The sequence below is a fragment of the Actinomadura sp. NEAU-AAG7 genome (assembly GCF_018603865.1).
Taxonomy (GTDB): domain Bacteria; phylum Actinomycetota; class Actinomycetes; order Streptosporangiales; family Streptosporangiaceae; genus Spirillospora; species Spirillospora litoris.
Map to the genome: position 1 here is coordinate 1,823,833 of NZ_JAHFZY010000001.1, position 22,993 is coordinate 1,846,825.

The following is a 22,993-nucleotide window of genomic DNA, read 5'->3' on the forward strand; positions in this document are numbered from 1 at the left end:
GCCCGTTCGACCTCGGCAGCGACGGCGCGGGCCGCGACCTGATCACCGTGCGGGCGGGCGGCTCGGAGCAGCGGCTCTCGGCGGCCTCGCCCGATCCGGACGACCGGTACTTCACGATGGAGGGCAAGGAGGTCTTCTGGCACGCGGTGCAGCGCATGGCGGAATCGGCCCGGACCACGCTCGGCTCCGCCGGACTCACCGTCGAGGACGTCGACTGGCTGGTCGGTCACCAGGCGAACTCCCGGATCCTGCGGAGCCTCGCCGGTGAACTGGGGATCCCGTCCGGGCGGTCCCTCACCAACATCGACCGGGTCGGCAACACCGCCGCGGCGTCCATTCCGCTGGCGCTCGCCGACGCGCACGCCGAAGGCCGCCTCCGGGCCGGGCAGCGCGTCCTGCTGACCGCGTTCGGTGGCGGGCTCACCTGGGGCTCCGCGCTCCTGACCTGGCCGGACATCGAATGCGTCCCGTGACGGGACGGCCGCGGACCGCGGTTTCACACGCACGAACCGGAACCAACGGAAGGAACCTGTCATGCCGACGATGTACGAGAAGCTGGTCGACCTGCTCGTCGACCGGTTCCAGGTCGAGCGGGTGACATCCGGCGCAAGCCCCTCTCGCAGGTCTTCTTCGGCCACGGCCCGCACTTCTGCCTCGGGGCCCCGGTGGCGCGGATGGAACTGGAGTACGGGATCTGGGGACTGTTCCGCCGGTTCCCCGGCCTTCGGCTGGCGATCCCGGCGGAAGAGCTGAAGTGGAAGGACTTCGCCGCGCTGAGGAACTACGAGGAGTTCCCGGTCACCTGGTGACCGGGCTGGACTGAGGCGCTCCCGCGACGCCGAGGTCGTCGCGCCGCGCGTCAACCGGACGTCAGCGGCCGGTCAGCCCGCCTCGCGAGACTGGGGGCGAACTCGTCCGATGGGAGTGGAGACGTTGACTGACGCGGATCCTGCGGCGCTCGGCGCCGCGGTGCGGCAACTGCTCGGTGACTCGCTCGGATACCTGTATCCGGCAGCGCTGAGAGCGGCGGTGCGCGCCGGGGTCGCCGACCACCTGGCGACCGGGCCGCTGCCGCCCGAGAAGCTCGCAGAGCTCGGTGGCGTCCAGGCGGACCACCTCAGGCGGGTGCTCCGCTTCCTCGCGACTCGCGGCGTCTTCCGCGAACGCGAGGGTGGCGACTTCGAGCTGACCACAGCGGCCGTCCTGCTGCGCTCGGACGCGGCTCTTTCGCTGCGCCCGCTCGTCCTGCTGTTCACCGACCCGCTCTGCTGGCTCCCCACCGGCCGGCTGGAGGACACGGTCCGCACGGGCGAGGCGGTGTTCGGGGAGGTCTTCGGCTCCCAGTTCTTCGACCACCTGCTCACCGACGGGGCCACGAACACGCTGTTCTGCGAGGCGATGGCCACCCTGTCGACGATCGAACAGGGCCCGATCGTCGACAGCTACCCGTTCCCCGAGAGGGGGACCGTCGTGGACATCGGCGGTGGGCTCGGCGGCCTGCTGCACACGGTCCTCGCCAGGAACCCTGGTCTCACCGGAATCCTGCTCGACCGGGAGCCGGTCGTGTCCGCCGCCCGGCTGGACGACCCAGCCGTCGCGGGCCGCTGGGAGGCCCAGGCGGCCGACTTCTACGCCGAGATCCCGGCGGGCGCCGACGTCTACCTCCTCAAGCGCATCCTGCACGACAAGACCGATGCCGACTGCGTCCGGCTGCTGCGGGCCTGCCGCCGCGCGATGCCCGCCGCGGCGCGCCTGCTGATCATCGACCCGCTCATTCCGGTGAGCGGCGCCTGCCCGGACTCGACCAGGCTCTCCGACGTCTTGATGATGGCGGTGTTCGAAGGCCGCGAGCGCACCGAGGCGGATCTCGCCGAGCTCCTCGGCGAGGCCGGTCTCGCCGTGAACCAGGTCGTCCCGACCCCGGGGGCGCTCACGATCCTTGAGGCGGTGCCGGTCAAGGGCGGCGACGCCCGCCCCCGCTGATGGCCGGCCTCCCGGGGTGAGGGCAGATCACGGACGCGGACCCCGGGTGGCGTGGTGGACGGCGTGGGCGATCGCGGCGGCGACCCCGACCGAGCCCGGTACCGGCACCGCGGTGCCGCCGAGCGGTGCGTCGACCAGTGGAAGCACTATCGCGCGGTGGCCACCCGCTAGGACAAGCGCGACCACGTCTACAACGGCACGCTCGCAGCGTATCGGGGCGAAACGGGCGAGTGACATACCGGGGCAGACTCGTGTTTGCCCTGGTCGGGGGTGGTGGGTCGCGTGGGACTCGAACCCACAACCTACGGATTAACGAGGGAGTTTCCGGCTGTCTGGAGCCTGTTCCGGCCTAGTGTCGATCTGAAGGTGTCCGTGCAGCTAGGGGGCATGTTTCATTGGGCTCCAACTTCGGGCTGTCGGAGTCCTTTGGAGCTCCACCAGGCCCCATCCGTGGGGATCGAATGGAGGTGGAACACGGCCCTGCGGCTATTGGTGTGCAACCTCGTGCAACACCCCTTGACGGTCAACGCGGCCCAACAGGAGCCTGAGGGGGCGCAACACAGCGCAACAACCCGACGGGAGAGGCTCATGCGTCCTAGATTGGTCGGCAAGGACCCGGACTCGAACCCGACTGGCTCGCCGACGATCTACCGGACGGACCGGGGCTCTTGGTTCGTTCAGGGGTGGGTCGTGTCGGACCCGGAGGCGCTCGCGACGATGGACATCCCCGAAGGAGAGACGGTTGTTGAGATCCCGGACCGCATGATTTGGTTCTTCCGAGAATTCTTCGAGGAGGAGGCTCGTGCGGAGAGTGGAAGCTGATGAATTTGAACGGCTCTTGAAGACGTTCAAACGTGAAGCCCTGCATCTTGAGGCGAGGGATGCGTACGGCACTGCCACCGAGTTGCCATACCTTGCTAAATGGCTTGCCGGTGAGCCGGACGACTTGGCATGGCTGGATGGCTGGTGTCAAACGCTTCGCAAGCACGTCAAGGCGGGGAGGTCGGTCCGGCGGGCCAGGATCGTGTCCGAGCCTCTGAGTGAATACCAACTCTGGTCACATAGCATCGCTGGCCCGATGGTGGAGGCCGGCGAGGACATCAGGTGGATCCCTCGCCCTGCGGTATCTGCTGTCGGGATTCCCGGCAACGACTTCTATCTCTTCGACGGCCGCTTGGCGGTCTTCCTTCATTATGCTGGCAACGGCCTGTCTGTTGGAATGACGGCGACGGATGACCCAGATGTAGCTGACCTCTGCCGTTCCTCCTTTGAGGCGGTATGGAAGTTCTCGGTCCCTCACAGTGGCTACCGTCCCTTCTAGTTCGGCCAGGCAGGCGAGAGAGGCACTCGGGGCGCGTCTACGGGAGCTTCGCAAGGATGCCGGTTTCTCTGGCAGGGAACTTGCCTCTCGTGTGGGTTTTCACTACTCCAAGGTGAGTCGTCTGGAGACTGGCTCGCAGGCGCCCACGGATGCGGACATTCGAGCCTGGTGCAATGCTTGCGGCGTAGAGGAGGAAGCTCCGGACCTCGTTGCAACCGCTCGGGCAGTCGAGTCGGCCTACGTGGAATTCCGCAGACAAACGCGTGCGGGAATGAAGCGTCTTATGGCGGCGCACGTTCCGCTCTACGAATGTACCGAGCACTTCAGAATCTATGAGCACAACGCGATTCCTGGACTGTTCCAGACCGCCGACTATGCGGCATCGATGCTGTCCTTCTGGATTGACTTCCTGGACTCGCCTAACGACCTTGGGCAAGCCCTGGCGATCAGAATGGATCGTCAGAAGGTCATATATCAAAGCAGCAGGCGCGTTGCCGTACTTCTGGAAGAACAGGCTCTGTGCACCTGGTTCGGAACAGCGGAAGTTCAGATCGGACAGCTTGAACGCTTGCTGGCTGTCATGGGATTGCCCAATGTATCGATTGGCATCATCCCGATGATGAGGGAGCGGAGAGCCGTGGGTTCCGCTGGATTCTGGATCTTCGATGATTCCCTTGTTTGCTTGGAGACTCCTACTGCTTCGATTGAAGTGACTCGCCCCCAAGAGGTGGCGCAGTATGTTCGGATGTTTGACGTGCTCAGAGAGGCCGCCGTCTACGGCCCGGAGGCCCGAGCCTTGATCAGGAAGGCACTTGCGGCGTTCTAGTGCTCAACAACCTGCAACATCGTGGACGACCGAGAACAGACGTTCCTAGCGTTGTGGGCATGAGCTTCGACACTCCCCGACATGCAAGACACGTGGACGGCGTTGTCGATCTCGTTAGCTATGCCGTGGGCGCCCACGCGCGGGTGCATGGCTGATGTCGGGCGAACTGGGCGAGACGTTTCGACTTCTTTCGTTGTTCGGGGCCGTGTGCGTGGCCTTCGGGGCTTTGTTCGGTTACGTGCTCGGGCCCGATCTGGTGCGCTGGGGCCGGCGCTTTGTTCGGCGGTTGCGCCGATGAAAGCCCCGACAGCCGAGGAGGTGGCCGCAGCGCTGGAGATAGCCAGGGGGGCTTATCAGGAGGCTATGACCCGCGCGGGGATGCTCGCGGGGAAGATCGCCGAGGTTCACGCCTACGCCGAGTCCCAGCTTGCCGAGGTAGCGGCGCAGGAGGATAGCGCCGAACCCGGCGCCTAGACCCCTCCGCGCGGTGGTGGCGGGTCTTCGTCGACTCTCACGCTCCGCCGCCGTTCGGAGGTTCAAGCGCGGCAACCGGTCGCGCTCAGTCCCTGGAGGTAGTCGCAATGACCATCGCTCCCGAGAGAACGGCGGAGGCGGTCAAGGACCCCCGCGACCTGGTCTCACCTGAGGTGTTCGCCCTCTTGGTCGAAGACATCATGCGGTACGACCACGTCACCCGCGCCTACGCCGAACGCCTGATGGGGCAGGCCCTGGTGTTCCTCAAGGCACACGCCGAACTCATCAAGGCCGCCGCGACGGACCCTGAGGCGTGGGTCAGAATCGTTCCGTCGGTACCGGTGGATGAGGGATGGCATGCCTTCCTCAAGCGCACCAAGCCCTACCACGAGTTCGGCATGACACACGCGGGAGCGTACCTTCACCACGTGCCGGTGGTGGACGCTGACATCCTCTCCGGGGCCGCTCTGGAGAGGACTGTCCCGATCCTGCGGGCCACGGGTTATCACGTGGACATGGAATTCTGGGAGGCCGGTGTCGGGGCGGGCTGCTGCCCGCCCGAGTGCAGCACGATCGCCGACTGACGAAGGGCGAGGATGCGCGACCAGTGGACCCGCCTACCGGCAGCGGTCCGGACGGCCATCACCGGACGAACCGGCGTGGTCCTCAGCGTTCGGGCCGTTCCCGGCGGCAGTAATGCCGACTTTGCCGCCACTGTGACCGGCTCGTCCGGGCCATCGTTCGTCAAGGCCGCTCGGAAGACCTCGCCGGGCCAGGACGGACCACGCGTCCGCGCGCTGCGCAGGGAAGCCACGATCAACCCTGTCGTGCCCGAGTTCGCCCCCCGGCTTCTGTGGACCGTGGAAGCCGGGGGGTGGCTCGCGGTGGGCTTCGAGCACGTGCACGGTCGCCATGCCGACTACTCGGCCGGTTCCCCCGACCTGGCGATTCTGGCGAAGACGGTGCATCAACTCCAAGGCACGCCATGCCCGGATGCGGTCGTCATGCGTGTGGAACGTCGTTGGGAACATCTCGTACCGGATGTGGCTCCGATGGCCGGTGACGCCCTTCTGCACACCGACCTCAACCCCCACAACCTGCTGATCACCCCAGAGCACCGCGTCTACGTGGTGGATTGGGGGTTCGCGTCTCGGGGCGCGCCCTGGGTGGAGATCGGCCAGATCATCCCCTGGTTGATCCATGCTGGGCACGTCCTCGCCGACGCCGAACGATGGGCGGCCCAGTTTCCCGCCTGGGCAAGCGCCGCCCCTGAGGCGCTCGACCTGTACACGCGAGCATCGGCTGAACGCTGGAGACGACGCGCCGCAGCTAATCCAGACGCAGAGCCTCCGGCCAACCTGGCCATTGCCCGGCAGTGGGCAGAGCACCGTAACGCACGCGTCTTGTAGGAAACCGGGGCCACTCGCAGGGAGAGCCGTTGTCGCACTCCCACACAACCGGCCCGTGACTGATGCGCTGTGGGTCGATCTACCCCAAACTTGGACGTAGTGTGATCTTGCGCTCGGCGGCGGGGCCGTGTCCGCCGGGCGAGTCGCCGTCCTCAGGTGACAGCGCCAAGTGTTGAGGGCACCGGAGCCGCAAGGAGAACCGCTGGCCGCACCGTGCCGTGCGCTGGACTTCACGCACGAGTCCAAGTAGTTGTACATGGAGACGCTGTACAAGGAATCACTTCAACCGGAGTAGCGGTGAGGTTTTCGTGTCTCGCCGGAAGCTGAGCGACAACCTTGGCATTCACTCCAATGCCCCCCTCAAGAAGGTCATGGACGTCTTCTTGGACCATGGGTTTTTGGTTCGCAAGGGCCGAAGCACCGGACCGACCTCCTGACAATCACCTTCCCTGAAGCTCTCCGGGGAAAGTACCCAAACCTCGAAGACGCGGTCATGGGCCCGCTGCTGAACCCGCCGCCCGCTGCTCCTACACCGCCTCGATCGCCTCTGCCTGGTGGCCTGGTGGCCTGGCGGACGACCCGTTCCGGCCTCGGGACGAGCGGACATCGATGGGTGATCCGTTCGCGCCTTGATGCCGTCAGGGCTGTCATGCGGGCATGACCCAACCCGTGACCCGGTATGTGCGTCGATCAGATCGACGCCGACGACATCACCCTTGACCGTCAGATCCGCAAGCACCGCGAAATCAAGGAGTGGTACCTCAAGGAGCCCAAGACCCGCGCCGGGGTCCGCGCGGCCGTCCTGACCCCTCACCTGTCCAAGACCCTCACGGCCTACATGGAGGCCAACCCGCCTGTAGAGCGGGAGATGACTTACCGCTACCGCAACGGGGATGAGGAAACCCGAACGGTCCGGCTCATCTTCACCACCGACGACGGCCAGCCGATGACCCGCGAGTATCTCCGCTGGCGCTGGGATAAGGCGTGCAAAAAGGCCAACATCAAGATCACCCGTCACCGGCTCCGCCGCACCATGGCAACCCTGCTGATCGGTGACGGTGTGGACGTCAAGACCGTCCAAGCGATCCTCGGGCACAGCAAGGCCAGCATCACGCTGGACATGTACGCCGACCCCTCTGAGCAGGGACGGGCCGCCGCGCGTAAGGCGCTGGCACGCCGCCGTATCAAGGCGGCTTGATCCCCCATCTCGTGGGGATCCAGTGGGGAGCCGAACCCCCCTCGTTAGAGAACCGGCAGGTCAGGCGGCCTCTAGGTGGGTCGCGTGGGACTCGAACCCACAACCTACGGATTAAAAGTCCGGAGCTCTGCCAATTGAGCTAGCGACCCTCGTTGCAAGCGTACCGAGATCGGGGACGGGTTCGCGACGGGGTTAGGGGGTGGGGGTCAGGCGGACGGGGAGGTGCTTCAGGCCGTTCTGGAAGTTGGAGGCCAGGCGGACGGGGGTGCCGGTGCGTTCGACGGGGTGGGGGAGGAGGGCGCGGAAGAGGGCGCGCATCTGGGTGCGGGCCAGGTGGGCGCCCAGGCAGTAGTGGGGGCCGAAGCCGAAGCTGACGTGGTCGTTGGGGGCGCGGGTGATGTCGAAGCGGTCCGGGTCGGGGAAGACGGTTTCGTCCCGGTTGGCGGACGCGTGGTAGACGACGACCTTCTGGCCCGCGCGGATGGGGCGGTCGGAGAGGGTGAGGTCGGTCGTGGCGGTGCGGCGGAAGTCCATGACCGGGGGCCAGAAGCGGAGCATCTCCTCGACGGCGGACGGGAGGAGGGACGGGTCGGCGCGGAGGCGGGCCAGTTCGGCGGGGTGGTCGAGGAGGGTGAGCAGGCCGCCGGGGATGCCGTTGCGCAGGGTCTCGTTTCCGGCGACGGCGAACAGGAAGAACATGTTCTCGAACTCGTGGCCGGTGAGGCCGCCTTCGAGCATGCGGGACATGATGTCGTCGGTCGGGCGCTTCTTCTTGACGGCCGCCAGGGCGTGGGCGTAGGCGAACATGTCGGCGAGGGCGGCGGCGGAGCGGGGGTTGACCGGGCGGCCGTCCGGGTGGGTGGTGGACGGTTTGCGGCGCGTCGCCTCGCGGGCCATGGGGCTCATGGACGTGGTGGTGGAGAGGTCGGCGTACTCGTCGTCCTGGTAGCCGATGACGCGGGACGCCCAGTCGTAGAGGAGGCGGCGGTCGGTCTCGGGGACGCCCATGATGTGCGCGAGCGTCCAGACGGGGAGGTCGGCGGCCAGCTCGACGAAGTCGGTGTCGTGGCCGACGGCGGAGGCGATGAGGGTACGCGCCCGCGTTTCTATCGTCTCCTCCAGCGCGCGGACGGCGCGGGGGGTGAACGCGGCGGCGACGATGCGGCGGAGGCGGGAGTGGGACGGGGGGTCCTGGTTGAGCATCATCGCGCGGACGAAGTCGAGGTCCTCGGGTGTGTCGGGGTCGCGGATCTGGGTGGCGCCGAGGTGGGAGGAGAAGAGGTCGGGGGAGCGCAGGACGTGTTTCACGTCGGCGTGGGAGAAGACCGCCCAGTATCCGGTGCCGGGGGGCCAGAGGCCGACGGCGGGTTCCGGTATCCAGGCGACGGGTGACTCGGCGCGCAGCTTCCGGAAGGCGGCGTAGGGGACCCCGGCCGCGTAGGTCGAGGGCAGGAAGATCTCCTCGTGCATGCCTTCAGAGTGCATCATGGCGGTGTGACGTTGCAGCCCGTGGACGGCGACAAGATCCTGCGTGAGAACTTCGCGCCCTGGGTGCTCGACCTGGGGCTCGTCGTGGAGGAGGTGGGGGACGGGACGGCGGTGCTGCGGCTGCCGTGGTCGGAGCGGCTCGCCCGGGAGGGCGGCGCGCTGTCGGGGCAGGCGATGATGGCGGCGGCCGACACCGGGGTCGTGGTGGCGGTCGCGGGGGCCAAGGGCGGCTATGCGCCGATGACGACCGTCCAGCTCAACACGTCCTTCCAGCGGCCCGTGGTCGGGCGGGACGTGCTCGTCGCGGTGCGGTTGAGCAAGCTCGGGCGGACGCTCGCGTTCGCCGATGTGACCCTGACCCTGGACGGGGACTCCGCCGTGGTCGCGCACGCGAGTGCCGTCTACGCGATCATGGGCTGATGCGTATCGAGCGAGTGGGTGTCGCGGACGGCGAGTTCGCCCTGCACGTGTGGGCCCCGGAGAAATCGGGGCCGGGAATCCTGCTGGTCCAGGAGATCTTCGGGGTCGGCGACTACATGGAGGCCGTGGCGCGGGATCTCGTGGCGCTGGGATATGTCGTGGCGGCGCCCGACATGTTCTGGCGGATCGAGCCGGAATGGTCCGTCCGGCATGACGAGAAGGCGTTGCCGAAGGCGGCGTCGATGGTCTCGCGGTTCGACTGGGAGAAGGGGCCGGAGGATCTGGAGGCCGCGCTCGGACATGTGCGGGGGCTTCCGGAGGTGTCGGGGCCGGTGGGCGTGCTCGGGTTCTGTTTCGGCGGGACGCTGGCCTATCTGCTGGCCGCGCGGGCGGACGTTGATGCCCTGGTGTCGTTCTATGGCTCCGGGGTGCCGGGCGCGCTCGGGGAGATCGAGCGGATCAAGGCGCCCGCGCAGTTCCACTTCGGTGGTTCCGACCCCTACATCCCTCGCGAGGACGTGGCGGCCGTCGAGCGCGCGGTCGAGGGGCGGGAGAACATGGAGATCCACGTCCAGGAGGACGGCGGGCACGCGTTCCACAACCGCAAGGCGCCCATGTTCCACCAGCCCGAACCGGCGGAAAAGGCGTGGCGGCTCGCGGAGGAGTTCCTCGCGCGCACTCTCAGGAATGAGCCGGCTCAAGGGTGAGCCGCGACAGTTCCTTGCGCGAGGAGATGCCGAGCTTGGGATACGCCTTGTAAAGGTGGTATTCGACCGTTCGCGGGCTGAGGAACAGTTGTGCGGCGATGTCGCGGCTGCTCGTGCCCTCGGCCGCCAGGCGGACGACCTGGAGTTCCTGCGGGGTGAGGCGGTCGAAGAGGTCCGGGGCCGTGGGAACGGACGCGGCGCCGGGCACGCCGGTCGCCCGCAGTTCGGCGCGTGCGCGGTCGAGCCAGGGTGCCGCGCGGAGGCGTTCGAAGATCTCCACCGCCGAGCGGAGCGGGTGGCGGGCGTCCGAGCGGCGGCGGGCGCGCCGAAGCCATTCGCCATACAGAAGTTCTGTGCGGGCCCGCTCGAACGGTCGCGTTGATCGTTCGTGCCGGGAAATGGCCTGAGCGTAATGCTCTTCCGCGTCGTCCAGGAGAGCCTTGCAGCGGGACGCCACGGCGAGGGCCCAGGGCTGTCCTCCTGCGTGCGCCCATGCATGAAAACGGTCGAACGCTGGGCGTGCGCGGTCGGGATCGCCGGAACGGACCGCCGCTTCCACCAGGTCCGCGGAAGACACCATGACGCCCGCGCTGTATCGGCGTGGGCCGTGCGCGGCGCCTTCCAGGTGGCGGAGCGCGTCGTCGTAGCGTCCGAGACCGAGGTGGAGCAGGCCCGTGAGTCCGCTTTGCGGTGTGTCGTCCATCAGTTCGGTCAGCCGCGCCTCGTCGCCCTCGATCGCCGGGATCCGCGCGAGGACGGCGCGGAACCGTCCCTCGCGGACCGGCAGGCCGATGTCGCGGGCGAGCGCGACCGCCTCCGCGACGCTGTGCTCCGCGTCGCCGTGCAGGCCCGCCGCGATCCTGGCCTGCGCCTGCGTCCGCAGGACGTCGGGGAGCGAGCCGATCAGGCCGTGCCCCCGGGAGAACGCCGTCTCGGCGGTGGTGAGGTCGAGCGCCGCCGCGTCGTCGCCGACGATGAGCGCGAGCCGCGCCGCCTGGAGCCGTCCGGCCGGCTCGGTGGCGCGGGCCTGCGACACCAGCGCCGCCAGGACGGGGAGCCCCCGCCCGACATCGCCCTCGACCAGGTGCGCGAGGCCCTGGATCGTCCGGTCGGCGGGCAGGAGGCGGGCGGCGCGCAGGACGGCGGGGGCCTCGCCGGACCTCCACGCGTAGGTGGCGCCGGTGCGCAGCATCTCGGCCCGGTCGTCCGGGGCGGCGTGCTCGGCGTGCTCCACCATCATCCGCGCGGCGGTCGCCGGGTCGCCGCGCTCGAACTCGACGGACGCGCGGACGCGGCCGAGGCGCGCGTGCTCGGCGGCGTCCGCGGTGAACTTCTCGGCGTCCGCCGCGAGGGACTCGGCCTCGTCGGGCTGCCCCGCCTGGAGGGTCAGCTCCGCCGCCGACCTCAACCGGACCGCCCGCGCATGCGGAACAGGCGTCAGTTCCGCCGCCTGCCGGTAAAGGGCCGCGGCGGTCGCGTAACCGCATCGGCCCCGCGCGCGCTCCGCCGCCTGCTGGAGTTCGCTGGCGACGTCCTCGTCCGGGGCCATCGCGGCGGAGGCGAGGTGGCGTGCGCGGCAGTCCAGGTCGTCCGCCGCGTCCGCGAGGGCGCGGTGGACGGCGAGCCGCCGCGCCGCCACCGCCCCGTGGTAGGACGCGGCGCGGATGAGGGGGTGGCGGAACACGATCGTCCGCCCGGTCACCTCGACGAGGCGGGCGCGCTCGGCCTCCTCCAGGTCGTCCAGGCCGACGCCCAGCGCGCGCGCCGCCGCGAGCTGGCTCGGCATGTGCCCGCGCCCCTCGGCCGCCGCGATGAGCAGCATCGTCTGAGTCGCTTCCGGGAGCCCGCCGATCTGGTCGCGGAACGCGGCGATGACCCGGTCGGTGACCGGCAGGGGCCGCGCGCCGTCCGGCACCGGGAACCGCACGGAGCCGAACTCCAGCAGGGCGAGCGGGTTGCCCTCCGACTCCCGGACGATCCGCGCGCGCGTCAGCGGCGGCAGGCGCCGCGTCGAGAGCAGCCGCTCGGCGGCGTCGCGGTCGAGCCGGTCGAGGTGCAGTTCGGGCAGGCCGGTCCCGGCGAACGCCTCGTCCCGCGCGGCGAAGAGCATCACCACGCCCTCGGCCGCGAGCCGCCGCGCCGCGAACAGCAGCGCCTCGGAGGTCTCGACGTCGAACCATTGCGCGTCGTCCAGCAGGCAGAGCAAAGGGCCGTTCCGGGGGGTGTGGGGGGTCGCCCCCCCACCGGGAGCAGGGCCGTTCTGGGGGGTGTGGGGGGTCGTCCCCCCACCGGGAGGCTGACCGTTCCGGGGGGTGTGGGGGATCGTCGCCTCACCGGGCACGGGGGCGTCGGCCTCGGCCAGGTCGGCCAGCAGTGTCAGCAGCGCCAGGCCCGTGGTGAAGCGGTCGCGGGAGTCGGGGTCGCCCGGGTGCTCGCCGGAACCGGCGAGCGCCGCGCGCAGCGCCCTGGCCTGCGGGCCGGGCAGCGAGTCGACGCGGTCGCGGACCGGCCACAGGAGCTGGTTGAGCCCGGCGAACGCGATCTCCGACTCCGCCTCGATCCCGACCGCGCGCAGGACGCGGGGGACGCCGTCCGCCGCGTCCTCCAGCAGGGCCGACTTGCCTATTCCGGCCTCGCCGCGCAGGACGAGCGCGCCGCTGCGCCGACCGCCGCCGCTCCCCGTCGCGGAGTCCCTGCCGTCGCGCGCCTCGGAGAGCAGCGCGGCGATCCGCGCCTGTTCGGTGTTCCGCCCGTAGAGCACGCATCCAAACTACGGGCTTGACTACCGAAACCGTACGGATTCGCCCGGTACCCGGCCGTCCCTAGCTTCAGGGCATCGAGAACGCACTGCGGAGGATGTCATGAAGGAACTGTTCGAACCGCTGTCGGTCGGGAACCTGGAACTGCCCAACCGGCTGGTGATGTCGCCGATGACGCGGAGCAGGGCCGTGCGGGACGGCAAGGTGACCGAGTTGACCGTCGATTACTACACCCAGCGCGCCGGCGCCGGGCTGATCATCACCGAGGGCACGCAGCCGAGCGTCCTCGGGCAGGGCTACATCTGGACGCCGGGCCTGCACGCGGGCGACCAGGTGGAGGCGTGGCGGGCCGTCACGGGCGCGGTGCACGCCGAGGGTGGACGGATCTTCGCGCAGCTCATGCACACGGGCCGCGTGGGGCACCCCTACCTTTACCCGGACGGCGCGCTGCCGCTCGCCCCGTCGCCGCTCGCCAGCGGCGAGCAGCTCTTCACGCCCGACGGGATGCTCGACCACCCCGAGCCGCGCGAGATGACGCGGGACGACATCGCCCAGGCCGTCCAGGAGTTCGCGGACGCGGCGCGCAACGCGATCGACGCCGGTTTCGACGGGGTGGAGCTGCACGGCGCGAACGGCTACCTGATCCACCAGTTCCTCACCGACGGCAGCAACGAGCGCACCGACTCCTACGGCGGCACGGTGGAGAACCGCATCAGGTTCGGCGTGGAGGTCGCGCGGGCGGTCGCGGACGCGATCGGCGCGGAGCGCCTGGGCTTCCGGATCTCGCTGGGGAGCACGTCCAACGGCGTCAGCGAGAGCGACACCATCGAGCTGTACACCGGGCTGCTCGCCGCCCTGGCGCCTCTCGGCCCGGCCTACCTGCACATTCTGGAACTGGGGGACCGGGGGACGACGCGCGAGCTCCGCGCCGCCTGGCCGGGCGCGCTGATCCTCAACGCGCACCCCACGCCCGAGTCCTTCCCGTCCACGCCGGAGCACGGCCTGGAGGCGCTGCGCGAGGGCGTGGCCGACGCGGTCGCGTTCGGGGAGATGTGGCTCGCCAACCCGGACCTGCCCGCGCGCATCAGGGCCGGAGGGCCCTACAACGCGGCCGACCCGGAGACCTTCTACGGCGGCGACCACCGCGGCTACACCGACTACCCGGCCCTGACGTCCTGACCTGTGGAAGCGGCGGAAGCCCCGCACCGGGACGGTGCGGGGCCTGCCGCGCTTCCATGGCCGTCCCTGGACAGACCGAGGGCACAGGTGGACCCCGGAATGTCGTCAGAGGATGACCCGGATCAGTAGCCGGGACGGACCGCGCCGTGGAAGTTGCGCTTGTAGTAGCCGTTGAGCTTGACCTTCTTGACCCGCTTGCCCGAGCTGGGCGCGTGGATCATGTATCCCTTGCCGACGTAGATGCCCATGTGGGACCTGCCGCCGTAGAAGAAGAGCAGGTCGCCCTTGACCGCGCCCTTCCACGAGACCTTGTACTTCACCGCGCGGTAGATCTGCTGCGTGGTGCGGGGCAGCTTCACCCCGGCCTTGCGCCACGAGCCTCCCGCCAGCCCGGAGCAGTCCCACGAGCCGGGGCCGGTGCCGCCGTAGCGGTACCGGTCGCCGATCTGCTTGTAAGCGTATTTGACGGCGTAGTCGGCGCGCTTCTTCTGCCGGGCCTTCCGCGAGGCGGAGATCCTGGCCGCCGAGACGCTCGCGGCGGCCGCCGTGCGCGCCGACGTGGTGGATGACGCCGTCCGCGCGTTCGCGGCCTCCGCCGGTGCCGCCACCAGCAGCGACACGCCGAGCGCGGTCGCCGAGGTGAGGACCAGGCCGCCGGTGAGCGACCTGCGGGTGATGGCGGACTTCAGGGGGAATCGGGGGGTATGCAGGATGACTCCAGATTTCGCGGACCATGCCTACCGGGCAGCCGTCACCCTCGGCGGTGCTACCGCTGGGGGTCTCGGGCTGCCGCGGCCACTCCGCCTTCCGGACGTCGCTCGACGTCGTGAGGGGGTTCCGGGCGTCGTCTGATCGCCGCGGACGTGGCCGCATTCCGGCTCCGTGCCTCATGGCTGCACGGACTCGGCTCGCGACGGCGGCTCCACTGCGGCGACCCCGTCCCCGGGACGCGCGCCGGGCCCTGGCATGGACCCGCGCCGCCGGGAGGACGGTCCTCGGACCTGAGGGGGGAAAGGCCCGAGGCGGTACCGCAACCGCTCGTCGGTTTGCGTGTTCTGTTATCTGGGCGGCGTCTGTGCCGCATGAACCGGGCAGGAACGTAGCCAGATTCCGGCCGCCGTGGCAAATGCCTGGACGATTCACACATTGGAACAGATCTTGACGGAGAGTGGCGATCACCGTGCTGCCAGGGGTTACCGCGCCCGAATTTCGTCCATTGTGAGGTGAGTCACACCTGCTGGCGAAACCGATTCGCAAGCCCGGTCGCGAACGGATCGTGAAGTGTCCGGCGCGTCGCGTGACGAGCCATTCTTGAGAAATGCGTGCCCAGATCACGGGGTTGGCGGGGGCGGGAAGGTGTCGCGATCAACCGTCCGGGGGAGGGTGCGCGGGCGCTCGATCAAGGAAATGTGACCGGCCGGTGAGAGGTGAATGGCGACCCCGGCGAGCGAGTTGTTCTTTATTCGGGCGTGATATGTGCCACAGCCGCGGGGGCGGGCCGTCCACATCCGGACGGCGCCCGGTGCGACGCCCATCACGGACGCGTCACGCCCGCGTCAGGGATCTTCGAGCGTGCCGTATCGCACCCCGTCCGGTGCCTCCGCGATCACTGGTTGATGTCCGGGATGAGAGAACACTCCCGCTTCCAGGGTATGGAACGAAAATCATTTCCATGCGACGCTGAACCCTGTCCCAGACACGGTGAGAGGGGAGTTCGGTCATGTCCCTGACTGTCGACGATCGGCTGCTGGAGAAGGCGCGGCAGGGCGAGGTGGACGACGCGTCGTTCGTGGCGTGCGTCCGCGACTCGCTGCCGTACGCGTGGCAGGTCATCAGCGACGTCATCACCCGGATGCGCGACGGCGGTGCCGGGTTCGCCGACAACCAGACCCCGCCGCCGGACGAGCAGGCCCGCGGCCAGTTGCTGCGCGTCCTCGCCAGCGACTCGATGCGCGGGGCGCTGGAGCGGCACTTCGGCGTCCGGCTGGCGTTCCAGAACTGCCATCGCGTCGCCGCGTTCGACCTCGCCGTCGACGGCGTCGCCGAGCGGCACGAGCGGTTCGTCTCGCCGCGCGCCCAGCTCCTCAACCAGTCGCCGGAGCTGGTCGACTGCTGACCATCACAGGGTGAGGTCCGCCTGCGGCGGGTCGTGGTCGTGCGGCGTCCCATGACCGCGACCCGCCGCAGGCCATCCGGCGAGGGCCCGGGGCGGCACCCCCTCGGCGGGTAGGTGCGGGATGGCGCGGTCGCGTCTGGATACCATCGTCCCGAACCACATTCGGTCCCTCACGTAAGGTGCTGTCCATGGACCTGAACGGAGTTTCCGCCGTCGTATCCGGCGGCGCGAGCGGCCTCGGCGAGGCCACCGTCCGCGCGCTGGCCGCCGAGGGCGCCACGGTGGTCGTCGCCGACCTGAACGAGGACAAGGGCAAGGCCGTCGCCGACGAGGTCGGCGGCGCCTTCGCCAAGACCGACGTGTCGGACGAGGCGCAGGTGGCCGCCGCCGTCCAGGCCGCCGTCGACACCGGCGCGCCGCTGCGCGTCATCGTCAACAGCGCGGGCATCGGCTGGGCGTCGCGCACCGTCAACCGCGACGGCAGCCCGCACGACCTCGGCCAGTACGAGACCGTCATCCGGGTCAACCTCATCGGCACCTTCAACCTGATGCGCATCGGCGCCGCCGCGATCGCCAGGACCGAGCCCGTCGACGAGGACGGCCTGCGCGGCGTCGTCGTCAACACCGCCTCCGTCGCCGGCATCGAGGGGCAGACCGGGCAGGTCGCCTACTCCGCGTCCAAGGGCGGCATCATCGGCATGACGCTGCCCGCCGCCCGCGACCTCGCCGCGATCGGCGTCCGGGTCAACACGATCTGCCCGGGGATCATCGACACCCCCATCTACGGCGAGGGCGAGGCCGCCGAGGAGTTCAAGGCGAAGCTGTACGCGCCCGTCCCGTTCCCGAAGCGGATGGGCCGCGCGTCGGAGTTCGCGCACCTGGTCAAGGCCCTCATCGAGAACGACTACATGAACGGCGAGACGATCCGCTTCGACGGCGGCATCCGCTTCCAGCCGAAGTGAGGCACCAGCGATGACCGAAGTTCTCACCGAGGAGGACGGCGCCGTCCTCACCATCACGATCAACCGTCCGGCCTCGCGCAACGCCGTCAACGGCGCGGTGGCGCAGGGGATCGCGGCGGCGCTGGACGAGCTGGACGCGCGCAAGGACCTGTCGGTCGGCGTCATCACCGGCGCGGGCGGCACGTTCTGCGCGGGCATGGACCTCAAGGGCTTCCTGACCGGCGACAACCCCGTCGTGGACGGGCGCGGGTTCGCCGGCATCGTGGAGCGGCCGCCCGCCAAGCCGCTGATCGCCGCCGTCGAGGGCTACGCGCTCGCCGGCGGCTGCGAGGTCGCGCTGTCGTGCGACATGGTCGTCGCCGCGCGGGACGCGCTGTTCGGGCTGCCCGAGCCGAAGCGCGGCCTGGTCGCGGCGGGCGGCGCGCTGCTGCGGCTGCCGCGCCGCATCCCGTTCCACATCGCGATGGAGATCGCGCTCACCGGCGACAAGTACCCGGCCGAGCGGATGGCCGAGCTGGGCTTCGTCAACCGGCTCGCCGAGCCGGGCGGCGCCCTCGGCGCCGCCAGGGAGCTGGCGCTCAAGGTCGCCGAGAACGCGCCGCTCGCGCTCGCGGCCACCAAGCGGGTCATCGTCGAGTCCGCCGACTGGACGGCCGAGGAGGCGTGGGCGAAGCAGGGCGAGGTGACCCTGCCCGTCTACGCGTCCAAGGACGCGCAGGAGGGCCCGGCCGCGTTCGCCGAGAAGCGCAAGCCGGTCTGGACGGGCGAGTAGCGCCGGACGCCCGGGACCCGCGGGCCCCGGGCGTCCACCGTCCACATGCGGCCGCCGCGCTCACCGCGGAGCACCGCTTACCAGGCGGCGTCCCGGTATTCGGAGTAGCGCCGCGTCACCCAGGTGAAGGCGCCGCCGTCCACGCGGCCGAGGCGGCCGTCGATGACGTGGAGGAAGTGGCCGCCGGACGCGTCGGGCCTGAACGAGAAGGAGTCGGTGGGCAGGACGACCCTCCAGCCCGCCGGCCTGCCCGTCCGCGCGTCCAGGCGGGTCATGGTGTACTCGGCCTCGTCGTCGTCGCCGTGCTTCTCGCCCTGGACCGCCGCCGTGAGCGTCCGCCCGTCCGGGTCGTAGGCGAAGGCGTTCACCACGGCGTTCGAGGGGAACGCGGCCGCGCCGATCGGCCGCGCGGAGGCCAGGTCGGACGAGGCGCCGCCGGTGTCGAGGGCGCGCAGGCCGGGTTCGCCGTCCTTGTCCGGCCAGATGAAACCGAGCGTGCGGTTGTCGGGGGACCAGGTAGCGCTCGTGACGGGACGGTCGCCGCGGGCGGTCCACGTCCGGCGGGCGCCGGTGCGGACGTCGAGCACGACCACCTCGGCGCGGTCGCCGGTGTTGCCGACGACGGCGAGCTTCGAGCCGTCGTCGCTGACGGCGAACCGGTTCGCCGCGCCGTCCGCCCCGGAGGTCCGCACCGTCCCGCCGGGCACCCGCTTCGGGGCGGACGGGTCGTCCAGCGTGACCCGGTAGAAGGCGAGGGCGCCGCGGCCCGCCTCCGAGGCCAGGAAGAACACGCGCCCCTCGCTCGACACCGGATCGGGCTTCCCGCTCGGAGCCGGGCTGGTGGGGTCGGTGAAGGTGCCGCTGGCGGCGGCCGAGGTGGCGGTGGCCAGGCTGCTCAACGCCTCGTTCGGCGCGGAGGAGGAAGGCGGGGCGGAGGCGGACGGCGCGTCCGCGGCGGCTGCCACGGCGACGTAGCGGCCGGGGATCCTCGCGACGAGGCGCCCCGAGCCGTCCTCGACCACCGCCCCTCCGCCGCGGATCGCGACGAGGCGCTCCCCGCCGCCCGCGAGCGCCGGCGAGGAGGAGGACGGGGACCGGAAGAGCTGCCCGCCGACGGCGGCGCCGCCGACCAGCGTCACCGCCAGCGCCCCCGCCATCAGCGACGGGACGGCCCAGCCTCGCCCGCGCGTGGGCAGGACGAGCGGCTTCAGCGAGTCGGCGTCGATGGTGTCGGCGGCGGAGCCGAAGGCCTCCCGCAGCCGCCGTTCCGTCCCGGTCATGATTCCTCCCCCAGGTCACGGGCGAGCGCGGCGAGCGCCCGCGAGGTGGCGGACCGGACGGTGCTGCGGCTGATCCCCATCACCTCGGCGATCTCGGGCTCGTCCAGGTCCAGGTAGTAGCGCAGCACCAGCGCCTCGCGCTGCCGCTCCGGCAGCCGGCGCAGCGCGTGGAAGACGGCGGCGCGGTCCTCGCCGATCAGCGCCGCCGACTCGGCCGACCAGACCGGCGGCTCGTAGGTCCGCCACAGCCGCGGCGCGAGCCTGCGGCGGCGCAGCACCGACCGGCACCGGTTCACCACGGCGGCGCGGACGTAGGGCAGCATCCGGTCGTGGTCGGTGATCCTGTCGATCCGGCGGTGCATCTCGACGAAGGCGTCCTGCACGACGTCCTCGGCGGTGGGCCGGTCACCGACGATCATCAGCGCGGTCCGGGTGAGGCTCAACTGGTGCTCGCGGAACAGCGTCACCAGCGCCAGCTTGGCCTCCGCGACACGGGTCTCCTCGCGTGCCGTGTCCTTCGCCGCCTCTCCCGCCGCCTCTCCCGCCGCCTCTCCCGCCGCCTCTCCCGCCGCCTCTCCCGCCGCCTCTCCCGCCGCCTCTCCCGCCGCCTCTCCCGCCGCCTCTCCCGCCGCCTCTCCCGCCGCCTCCCGCTGCCAGGATCCGGCGGTGTCCTCGACGGCGTCCTCCATAGTGTGCGCCGTTCTCTCCGTGATGGCGTCCTCGACGGGATCGTCCGCGCTGGGAGGGCGCGTCGCTCTTGCCGCTGTGGTTCTCACGCCTCTTACACGCACGGCGCCGGGATTTGCTGCTTCCGGGTCCGACCGGGAAAGGATCACCGGGCGCGGGCGGGCTGCGGCACGGGCCCTGACTCGGCGCCGCCCGCGATCTGTCAGGGGACGGAATCAAGATCGTATACGGTCGCGCCCGAGGCGGTGACCTGCGCCGACGGGCGGCGCCGTCCGAACCGGCGGCGCTCGGGCCGGTCAGGGGCGTTGTGAGTGTCCCGGCTCGTGGTTATTGTCGGCGCGGCGCCGGATTCCTCCTGAAGGGAACGAGCCATGGACGTTCGGGCCGCGCAGCCGGCTGTCCGGAAGGGAACGCCGCCCTCGCTGGTGGGCCGATCCGCACTGCTCACGTCCGTGGAGGCCCGCCTCGCCGCGGACGGCAGCGCCGTGCTGACGGGTCCGAGCGGCATCGGGAAGACGGCGCTGCTCGAAGCCGTCGGCGCCGCGGCCGCCGCCCGGGGCGAACTCGTCCTGCGCGTCGCCGGGACCGAGACCGAGCGCTGGGTGCCCTGCTCGGGGCTCGCCGAACTGCTCGACCAGCTCCCCGGCACGCTGACCGCGCAGCTTCCGCGCGAGCGGCTGACCGGGCTGCCCGAGCCGCACTCGGCCGCGCCCGGCGACCTCGCCGCCGCGGGCGAGGAGGGCGGCGGCGCGGCGTCCGGAGAGGCGTCCGGCGCGGCGTCCGGCGACGAGCACGACGACGCGGGCCCGATCGGACGCTCCTCCACCGACCGGTCTCCCATGGACCATCTCGCATGCAGGCTGACGTTCCGCGGGCTGCTCGCCCGGTGCGCGGAGGAACGGCCGGTGCTGCTGCTCATCGACGACGCCCAGTGGCTCGACACCGAGTCGGTCAACGCCATCCGCTACACGGTGCGGCGGCTCGGCGCCCGGGGCGTGCGGGCCGTGGTCGCGGGACGCTGGCCGGACGGGTTCGCCCCGGGCGAGGCCGCCGGGGCGACCTGGAGCCCCGCGCCCGACGCGCTCCACCTCCCCGTCCCGCCCCTGGAGCCCGACGAGCTGGCCGAGCTGTTCGACAGCTACGGGCTGCCCGTCCGCGTGGTGAACACGCTGCACTCCGACTCCGGCGGCAACCCGTTCCTCGCGCTCGCGCTCGGCGGCGCGTTCACCGACCGGATCCCCCGGCACTGGCGTCCGGCCCCGCTGCCGCAGCGCGTCCAGGCGGTGATCGTCGAGCGGCTGGCGCGGCTGTCGGCGGAGGCGCGCGAGACGCTGCTGATGGCGGCGCTGGCGATCCGTCCGACGACCGACCTGCTGCGCCGCGCCGGGCGCGCCGAGGCCGCGCGCGAGATCCGGGAGGCGGCGGTGCTCGGGCTGCTGATCACCGAGGGCGGCGGAATCCGGTTCACCCCGCCCGCCGTCGGCACCGTCCTCGCCGAGTCCGCCGAGGCCGCGCACCTCGCGCGGGTGCACCGGGCGCTGGCCGCCGTCGTGCCGGACGCGGCGGGCCGCGCCCGGCACCGCGCCCTCGCCGACCCGGGCCCGAACGCCGAGCTGGCGCACTCGCTGGTCACGGCCGCCGAGCAGGCCGTCCGGCAGGGCTCGCACCGGATGGCCGCCGAGCTGTACCGGCTCGCCGCCGACCGCTCGCCCGCCGAGCCCGCCGCCGAACGCCTGGAATGGCTGGTCGCGGCGGCCGAGACCGGCGCGAACGGAGGGCTGCCCGACCTCGTGCACCGCTCGGCCGAGGCCGTCCTCGCCGCCGACGCGACCCGCGCGCAGCGGGTGCGGGTCAGGCTCGCGATCCTGGACCTGTCCGGGCAGGGGCTCGCCGAGATGGGCGAGGTGTTCGCCGCCGCCCTGGTGGACGCGGAGGGAGACCCGTCCCTGCTCGGCCCGCTGCGGCTGCGGATGGCGCTCGGCGCGCTGCTGAACGGCGCGTCCGAGCGCGCCGAGCAGGAGGCCGACCTCGCGCTCGCGCACGCGCGCGAGACCGGCGACACCGCGCTGGAGGCGAAGGTGCTCGCCGTCCGGGCCAACATCTCGCTGATCGAGGGACGCGGCGACTACGCCAGCGACCTCAGGCGCGCGCGGCGGCTGCCGGAGCTTCCGCTCGACGGCCAGATGCACACCACGCCCCGCTACATCGCGGCGTACTGCGCCGTCGTCGAGGACCGGCTGGCGGAGGCCCGCGACGAACTCCTGCGGATGCTGGCCCTGGTGGAGCGCGGGTCGGGCGAGGAGGTCGTGCACGTGCTGCGCAACCTGTCCGAGGTCGCCGTCCGGACGGGGCGCTGCCGGGAGGCCCTCGACTTCGCCGACCGCGCCATGCGCATCACCGAGGAGGCGGCGCTCAGCCCGGGGCCGGCCTGGTACCACGGGGCGCTCGCCGAACTCGCGGGCGGCAGCGTCCGGCGCGCGATCGCGCTCGCCGAGCGCGGGCTGCGGGCGTCCGAGCAGGAGAACGACGTCATCTTCCAGAGCCGGCTGCTGCACGTGCTGGGCCTCGCCCGGATGCGCGGCGGCGACATCCGCGCCGGGGTCGAGACGCTGTGGCGCATCGACGCGCTCGGCGAGGGACGCGGCGTCCCGTCCCCGCTGGTGCTGCGCTGGCACGGTGACCTCGCGCAGGGCCTCGCGCAGCTCGGCGACGTCGAACTGGCGGAGGGCGTCATCACCGCGACCCGCGCCGCCGTCGGCGACCGCGCCCGGGGCATCGGCGTCACCGGACGGCTCGACCGCGCCGAGGCCGCCGTGCTCGCCGCGCGCGGCGAGCACGACGCGGCGGTCGCGCAGCTGCTGAAGGCCGCCGCGCTGTTCGAACGGCTGGGCCAGCCCCTCGAAGTCGGCCACTGCCTGCTCGAACAGGCCCGCATCGAACGCCGAAGACGGCGCGCCGGGCCCGCCCGCCACGCCGCGTCCGACGCGCTGGAGATCTTCCTGCGCTGCGGGGCGCGCCCCTGGGCCGAGCAGGCGCGGCACCGGCTCGCGCGCCTGGACATGGGCCTGCGGGACGGATCTGCGCCGCTCGGCGCGACGGCCCGCGCGTCCCTGACCGAGGGCGAGCAGCGGATCGCGCTGCTGGTCGGGCAGGGCGCCACCAACCAGCAGGTCGCGAACCGGCTGTTCCTCAGCGTGAAGACCGTCGAGGCGTCCCTCACCCGCATCTACCGCAAGCTCGGCATACGCTCCCGCGCGCAACTGGGCTCCTTCCTGGGCGGCGGCCTGGACGGCCCCGGCGCCTCCCTCCCCGGCTGACCCCGCCGCCGATCGGGCCCGGCGGCCCGTCCGGCTGATCGTCTCGATACGCTGCCGTGCGCTCGCGGCGGGTCCGCGGGCCCTCGAACCCGGGA

22 protein-coding genes, 1 tRNA gene and 1 pseudogene are annotated in these 22,993 nt (G+C 71.2%); 18 read left to right on the forward strand and 6 right to left on the reverse strand.

From position 1 onward, the window contains the following. Positions 1-47: 47 nt before the first annotated feature. From KLI87_RS08335 to KLI87_RS08375, 11 genes and pseudogenes are all read left to right on the forward strand, one after another. Complete coding sequence (locus KLI87_RS08335) at positions 48-473, forward strand: 3-oxoacyl-[acyl-carrier-protein] synthase III C-terminal domain-containing protein (RefSeq protein WP_214616425.1); 426 nt, start codon at positions 48-50, stop codon at positions 471-473. A gap of 201 nt (positions 474-674) precedes the next feature. Further along, entirely contained in the window at positions 675-809 is a 135-nt protein-coding gene (locus KLI87_RS40935; protein WP_284734058.1) for a hypothetical protein, read from the forward strand. A 124-nt stretch (positions 810-933) separates the two neighbouring features. Further along, entirely contained in the window at positions 934-1,983 is a 1,050-nt protein-coding gene (locus tag KLI87_RS08340; protein ID WP_214616426.1) for a methyltransferase, read from the forward strand. A 600-nt stretch (positions 1,984-2,583) separates the two neighbouring features. Next, positions 2,584-2,805, forward strand: a complete 222-nt coding sequence (locus tag KLI87_RS08345; RefSeq protein WP_308165897.1) for a hypothetical protein — start codon at positions 2,584-2,586, stop codon at positions 2,803-2,805. Next, on the forward strand, positions 2,795-3,304 hold the full coding sequence (locus KLI87_RS08350; RefSeq protein WP_214616427.1) for a DUF6879 family protein: 510 nt from the start codon (positions 2,795-2,797) through the stop codon (positions 3,302-3,304). The genes KLI87_RS08345 and KLI87_RS08350 overlap by 11 nt, the downstream gene beginning before the upstream one ends. Then, positions 3,285-3,488: pseudogene (locus tag KLI87_RS41855) on the forward strand (helix-turn-helix domain-containing protein); the annotation flags it as partial. The gene KLI87_RS08350 and the pseudogene KLI87_RS41855, both read left to right, overlap by 20 nt. Positions 3,489-3,545: 57 nt before the next feature. Then, positions 3,546-4,130 carry a DUF5753 domain-containing protein gene (locus KLI87_RS39855; protein ID WP_308165898.1) on the forward strand — a complete coding sequence of 195 codons (585 nt, stop codon included), beginning with the start codon at positions 3,546-3,548 and terminating at the stop codon, positions 4,128-4,130. A gap of 294 nt (positions 4,131-4,424) precedes the next feature. Continuing rightward, complete coding sequence (locus tag KLI87_RS08360; protein WP_214616429.1) at positions 4,425-4,604, forward strand: hypothetical protein; 180 nt, start codon at positions 4,425-4,427, stop codon at positions 4,602-4,604. 107 nt (positions 4,605-4,711) lie between these two features. Further along, positions 4,712-5,188 carry a hypothetical protein gene (locus tag KLI87_RS08365; RefSeq protein ID WP_214616430.1) on the forward strand — a complete coding sequence of 159 codons (477 nt, stop codon included), beginning with the start codon at positions 4,712-4,714 and terminating at the stop codon, positions 5,186-5,188. A gap of 12 nt (positions 5,189-5,200) precedes the next feature. Next, positions 5,201-6,013, forward strand: coding sequence for a phosphotransferase (locus tag KLI87_RS08370; protein ID WP_214616431.1), 813 nt, complete (start codon positions 5,201-5,203; stop codon positions 6,011-6,013). Between the two features lie 679 nt (positions 6,014-6,692). Beyond that, entirely contained in the window at positions 6,693-7,211 is a 519-nt protein-coding gene (locus tag KLI87_RS08375; RefSeq protein WP_214616432.1) for a tyrosine-type recombinase/integrase, read from the forward strand. Positions 7,212-7,287: 76 nt separating this feature from the next. Here KLI87_RS08375 and KLI87_RS08380 read toward each other — a convergent pair. Together KLI87_RS08380 and KLI87_RS08385 are read right to left on the reverse strand one after the other, a co-directional pair. Further along, a tRNA-Lys gene (locus KLI87_RS08380) sits at positions 7,288-7,360 on the reverse strand. A gap of 43 nt (positions 7,361-7,403) precedes the next feature. Next, positions 7,404-8,681: a cytochrome P450 gene (locus KLI87_RS08385; protein WP_250903500.1), complete on the reverse strand. Its 1,278-nt coding sequence runs from the start codon at positions 8,679-8,681 to the stop codon at positions 7,404-7,406. 24 nt (positions 8,682-8,705) lie between these two features. Here KLI87_RS08385 and KLI87_RS08390 point away from each other — a divergent pair, with 24 nt between their 5' ends. Both KLI87_RS08390 and KLI87_RS08395 read left to right on the forward strand, forming a co-directional pair. Beyond that, complete coding sequence (locus tag KLI87_RS08390; RefSeq protein WP_214616433.1) at positions 8,706-9,119, forward strand: PaaI family thioesterase; 414 nt, start codon at positions 8,706-8,708, stop codon at positions 9,117-9,119. Then, positions 9,119-9,826, forward strand: coding sequence for a dienelactone hydrolase family protein (locus KLI87_RS08395; RefSeq protein ID WP_214616434.1), 708 nt, complete (start codon positions 9,119-9,121; stop codon positions 9,824-9,826). Before KLI87_RS08390 ends, KLI87_RS08395 begins: the two co-directional genes overlap by 1 nt. On the opposite strand, the gene KLI87_RS08400 is transcribed toward KLI87_RS08395, so the two are convergent. Then, positions 9,801-12,587: a LuxR family transcriptional regulator gene (locus KLI87_RS08400; RefSeq protein WP_214616435.1), complete on the reverse strand. Its 2,787-nt coding sequence runs from the start codon at positions 12,585-12,587 to the stop codon at positions 9,801-9,803. The two genes, KLI87_RS08395 and KLI87_RS08400, sit on opposite strands and share 26 nt — an antisense overlap. Positions 12,588-12,687: 100 nt before the next feature. Here KLI87_RS08400 and KLI87_RS08405 point away from each other — a divergent pair, with 100 nt between their 5' ends. After that, positions 12,688-13,764, forward strand: coding sequence for an alkene reductase (locus tag KLI87_RS08405; protein ID WP_214616436.1), 1,077 nt, complete (start codon positions 12,688-12,690; stop codon positions 13,762-13,764). A gap of 122 nt (positions 13,765-13,886) precedes the next feature. Here KLI87_RS08405 and KLI87_RS08410 read toward each other — a convergent pair whose 3' ends face one another. Continuing rightward, positions 13,887-14,384: a C40 family peptidase gene (locus KLI87_RS08410; RefSeq protein WP_308165899.1), complete on the reverse strand. Its 498-nt coding sequence runs from the start codon at positions 14,382-14,384 to the stop codon at positions 13,887-13,889. Between the two features lie 1,100 nt (positions 14,385-15,484). Here KLI87_RS08410 and KLI87_RS08415 point away from each other — a divergent pair. From KLI87_RS08415 to KLI87_RS08425, 3 genes are all read left to right on the forward strand, one after another. Beyond that, entirely contained in the window at positions 15,485-15,880 is a 396-nt protein-coding gene (locus tag KLI87_RS08415; RefSeq protein ID WP_156214053.1) for an SCO5389 family protein, read from the forward strand. 188 nt (positions 15,881-16,068) lie between these two features. Then, complete coding sequence (locus KLI87_RS08420; RefSeq protein ID WP_156214052.1) at positions 16,069-16,842, forward strand: SDR family NAD(P)-dependent oxidoreductase; 774 nt, start codon at positions 16,069-16,071, stop codon at positions 16,840-16,842. Positions 16,843-16,852: 10 nt separating this feature from the next. Then, positions 16,853-17,614, forward strand: a complete 762-nt coding sequence (locus tag KLI87_RS08425) for a crotonase/enoyl-CoA hydratase family protein (RefSeq protein WP_156214051.1) — start codon at positions 16,853-16,855, stop codon at positions 17,612-17,614. 77 nt (positions 17,615-17,691) lie between these two features. On the opposite strand, the gene KLI87_RS08430 is transcribed toward KLI87_RS08425, so the two are convergent. Continuing rightward, on the reverse strand, positions 17,692-18,894 hold the full coding sequence (locus KLI87_RS08430; protein ID WP_156214050.1) for a hypothetical protein: 1,203 nt from the start codon (positions 18,892-18,894) through the stop codon (positions 17,692-17,694). After that, entirely contained in the window at positions 18,891-19,583 is a 693-nt protein-coding gene (locus tag KLI87_RS08435; protein ID WP_308165900.1) for a SigE family RNA polymerase sigma factor, read from the reverse strand. Before KLI87_RS08435 ends, KLI87_RS08430 begins: the two co-directional genes overlap by 4 nt. 423 nt (positions 19,584-20,006) lie before the next feature. Here KLI87_RS08435 and KLI87_RS08440 point away from each other — a divergent pair, with 423 nt between their 5' ends. Continuing rightward, positions 20,007-22,898 (forward strand): LuxR family transcriptional regulator, encoded by a 2,892-nt coding sequence (locus KLI87_RS08440; RefSeq protein WP_173390579.1) that lies wholly within the window; start codon positions 20,007-20,009, stop codon positions 22,896-22,898. The last annotated feature ends 95 nt before the right edge of the window (positions 22,899-22,993 follow it).

Coding starts and splice junctions, on each gene's coding strand:
- KLI87_RS08415 (WP_156214053.1), top strand. CDS start 15,485: ATGTCCCTGACTGTCGACGATCGGCTGCTGGAGAAGGCGCGGCAGGGC.
- KLI87_RS08370 (WP_214616431.1), top strand. CDS start 5,201: ATGCGCGACCAGTGGACCCGCCTACCGGCAGCGGTCCGGACGGCCATC.
- KLI87_RS08430 (WP_156214050.1), bottom strand. CDS start 18,894: ATGACCGGGACGGAACGGCGGCTGCGGGAGGCCTTCGGCTCCGCCGCC.
- KLI87_RS08425 (WP_156214051.1), top strand. CDS start 16,853: ATGACCGAAGTTCTCACCGAGGAGGACGGCGCCGTCCTCACCATCACG.
- KLI87_RS08420 (WP_156214052.1), top strand. CDS start 16,069: ATGGACCTGAACGGAGTTTCCGCCGTCGTATCCGGCGGCGCGAGCGGC.
- KLI87_RS08405 (WP_214616436.1), top strand. CDS start 12,688: ATGAAGGAACTGTTCGAACCGCTGTCGGTCGGGAACCTGGAACTGCCC.
- KLI87_RS08395 (WP_214616434.1), top strand. CDS start 9,119: ATGCGTATCGAGCGAGTGGGTGTCGCGGACGGCGAGTTCGCCCTGCAC.
- KLI87_RS08435 (WP_308165900.1), bottom strand. CDS start 19,583: ATGGAGGACGCCGTCGAGGACACCGCCGGATCCTGGCAGCGGGAGGCG.
- KLI87_RS08365 (WP_214616430.1), top strand. CDS start 4,712: ATGACCATCGCTCCCGAGAGAACGGCGGAGGCGGTCAAGGACCCCCGC.
- KLI87_RS08360 (WP_214616429.1), top strand. CDS start 4,425: ATGAAAGCCCCGACAGCCGAGGAGGTGGCCGCAGCGCTGGAGATAGCC.
- KLI87_RS08375 (WP_214616432.1), top strand. CDS start 6,693: ATGTGCGTCGATCAGATCGACGCCGACGACATCACCCTTGACCGTCAG.
- KLI87_RS08385 (WP_250903500.1), bottom strand. CDS start 8,681: ATGCACGAGGAGATCTTCCTGCCCTCGACCTACGCGGCCGGGGTCCCC.
- KLI87_RS40935 (WP_284734058.1), top strand. CDS start 675: ATGGAACTGGAGTACGGGATCTGGGGACTGTTCCGCCGGTTCCCCGGC.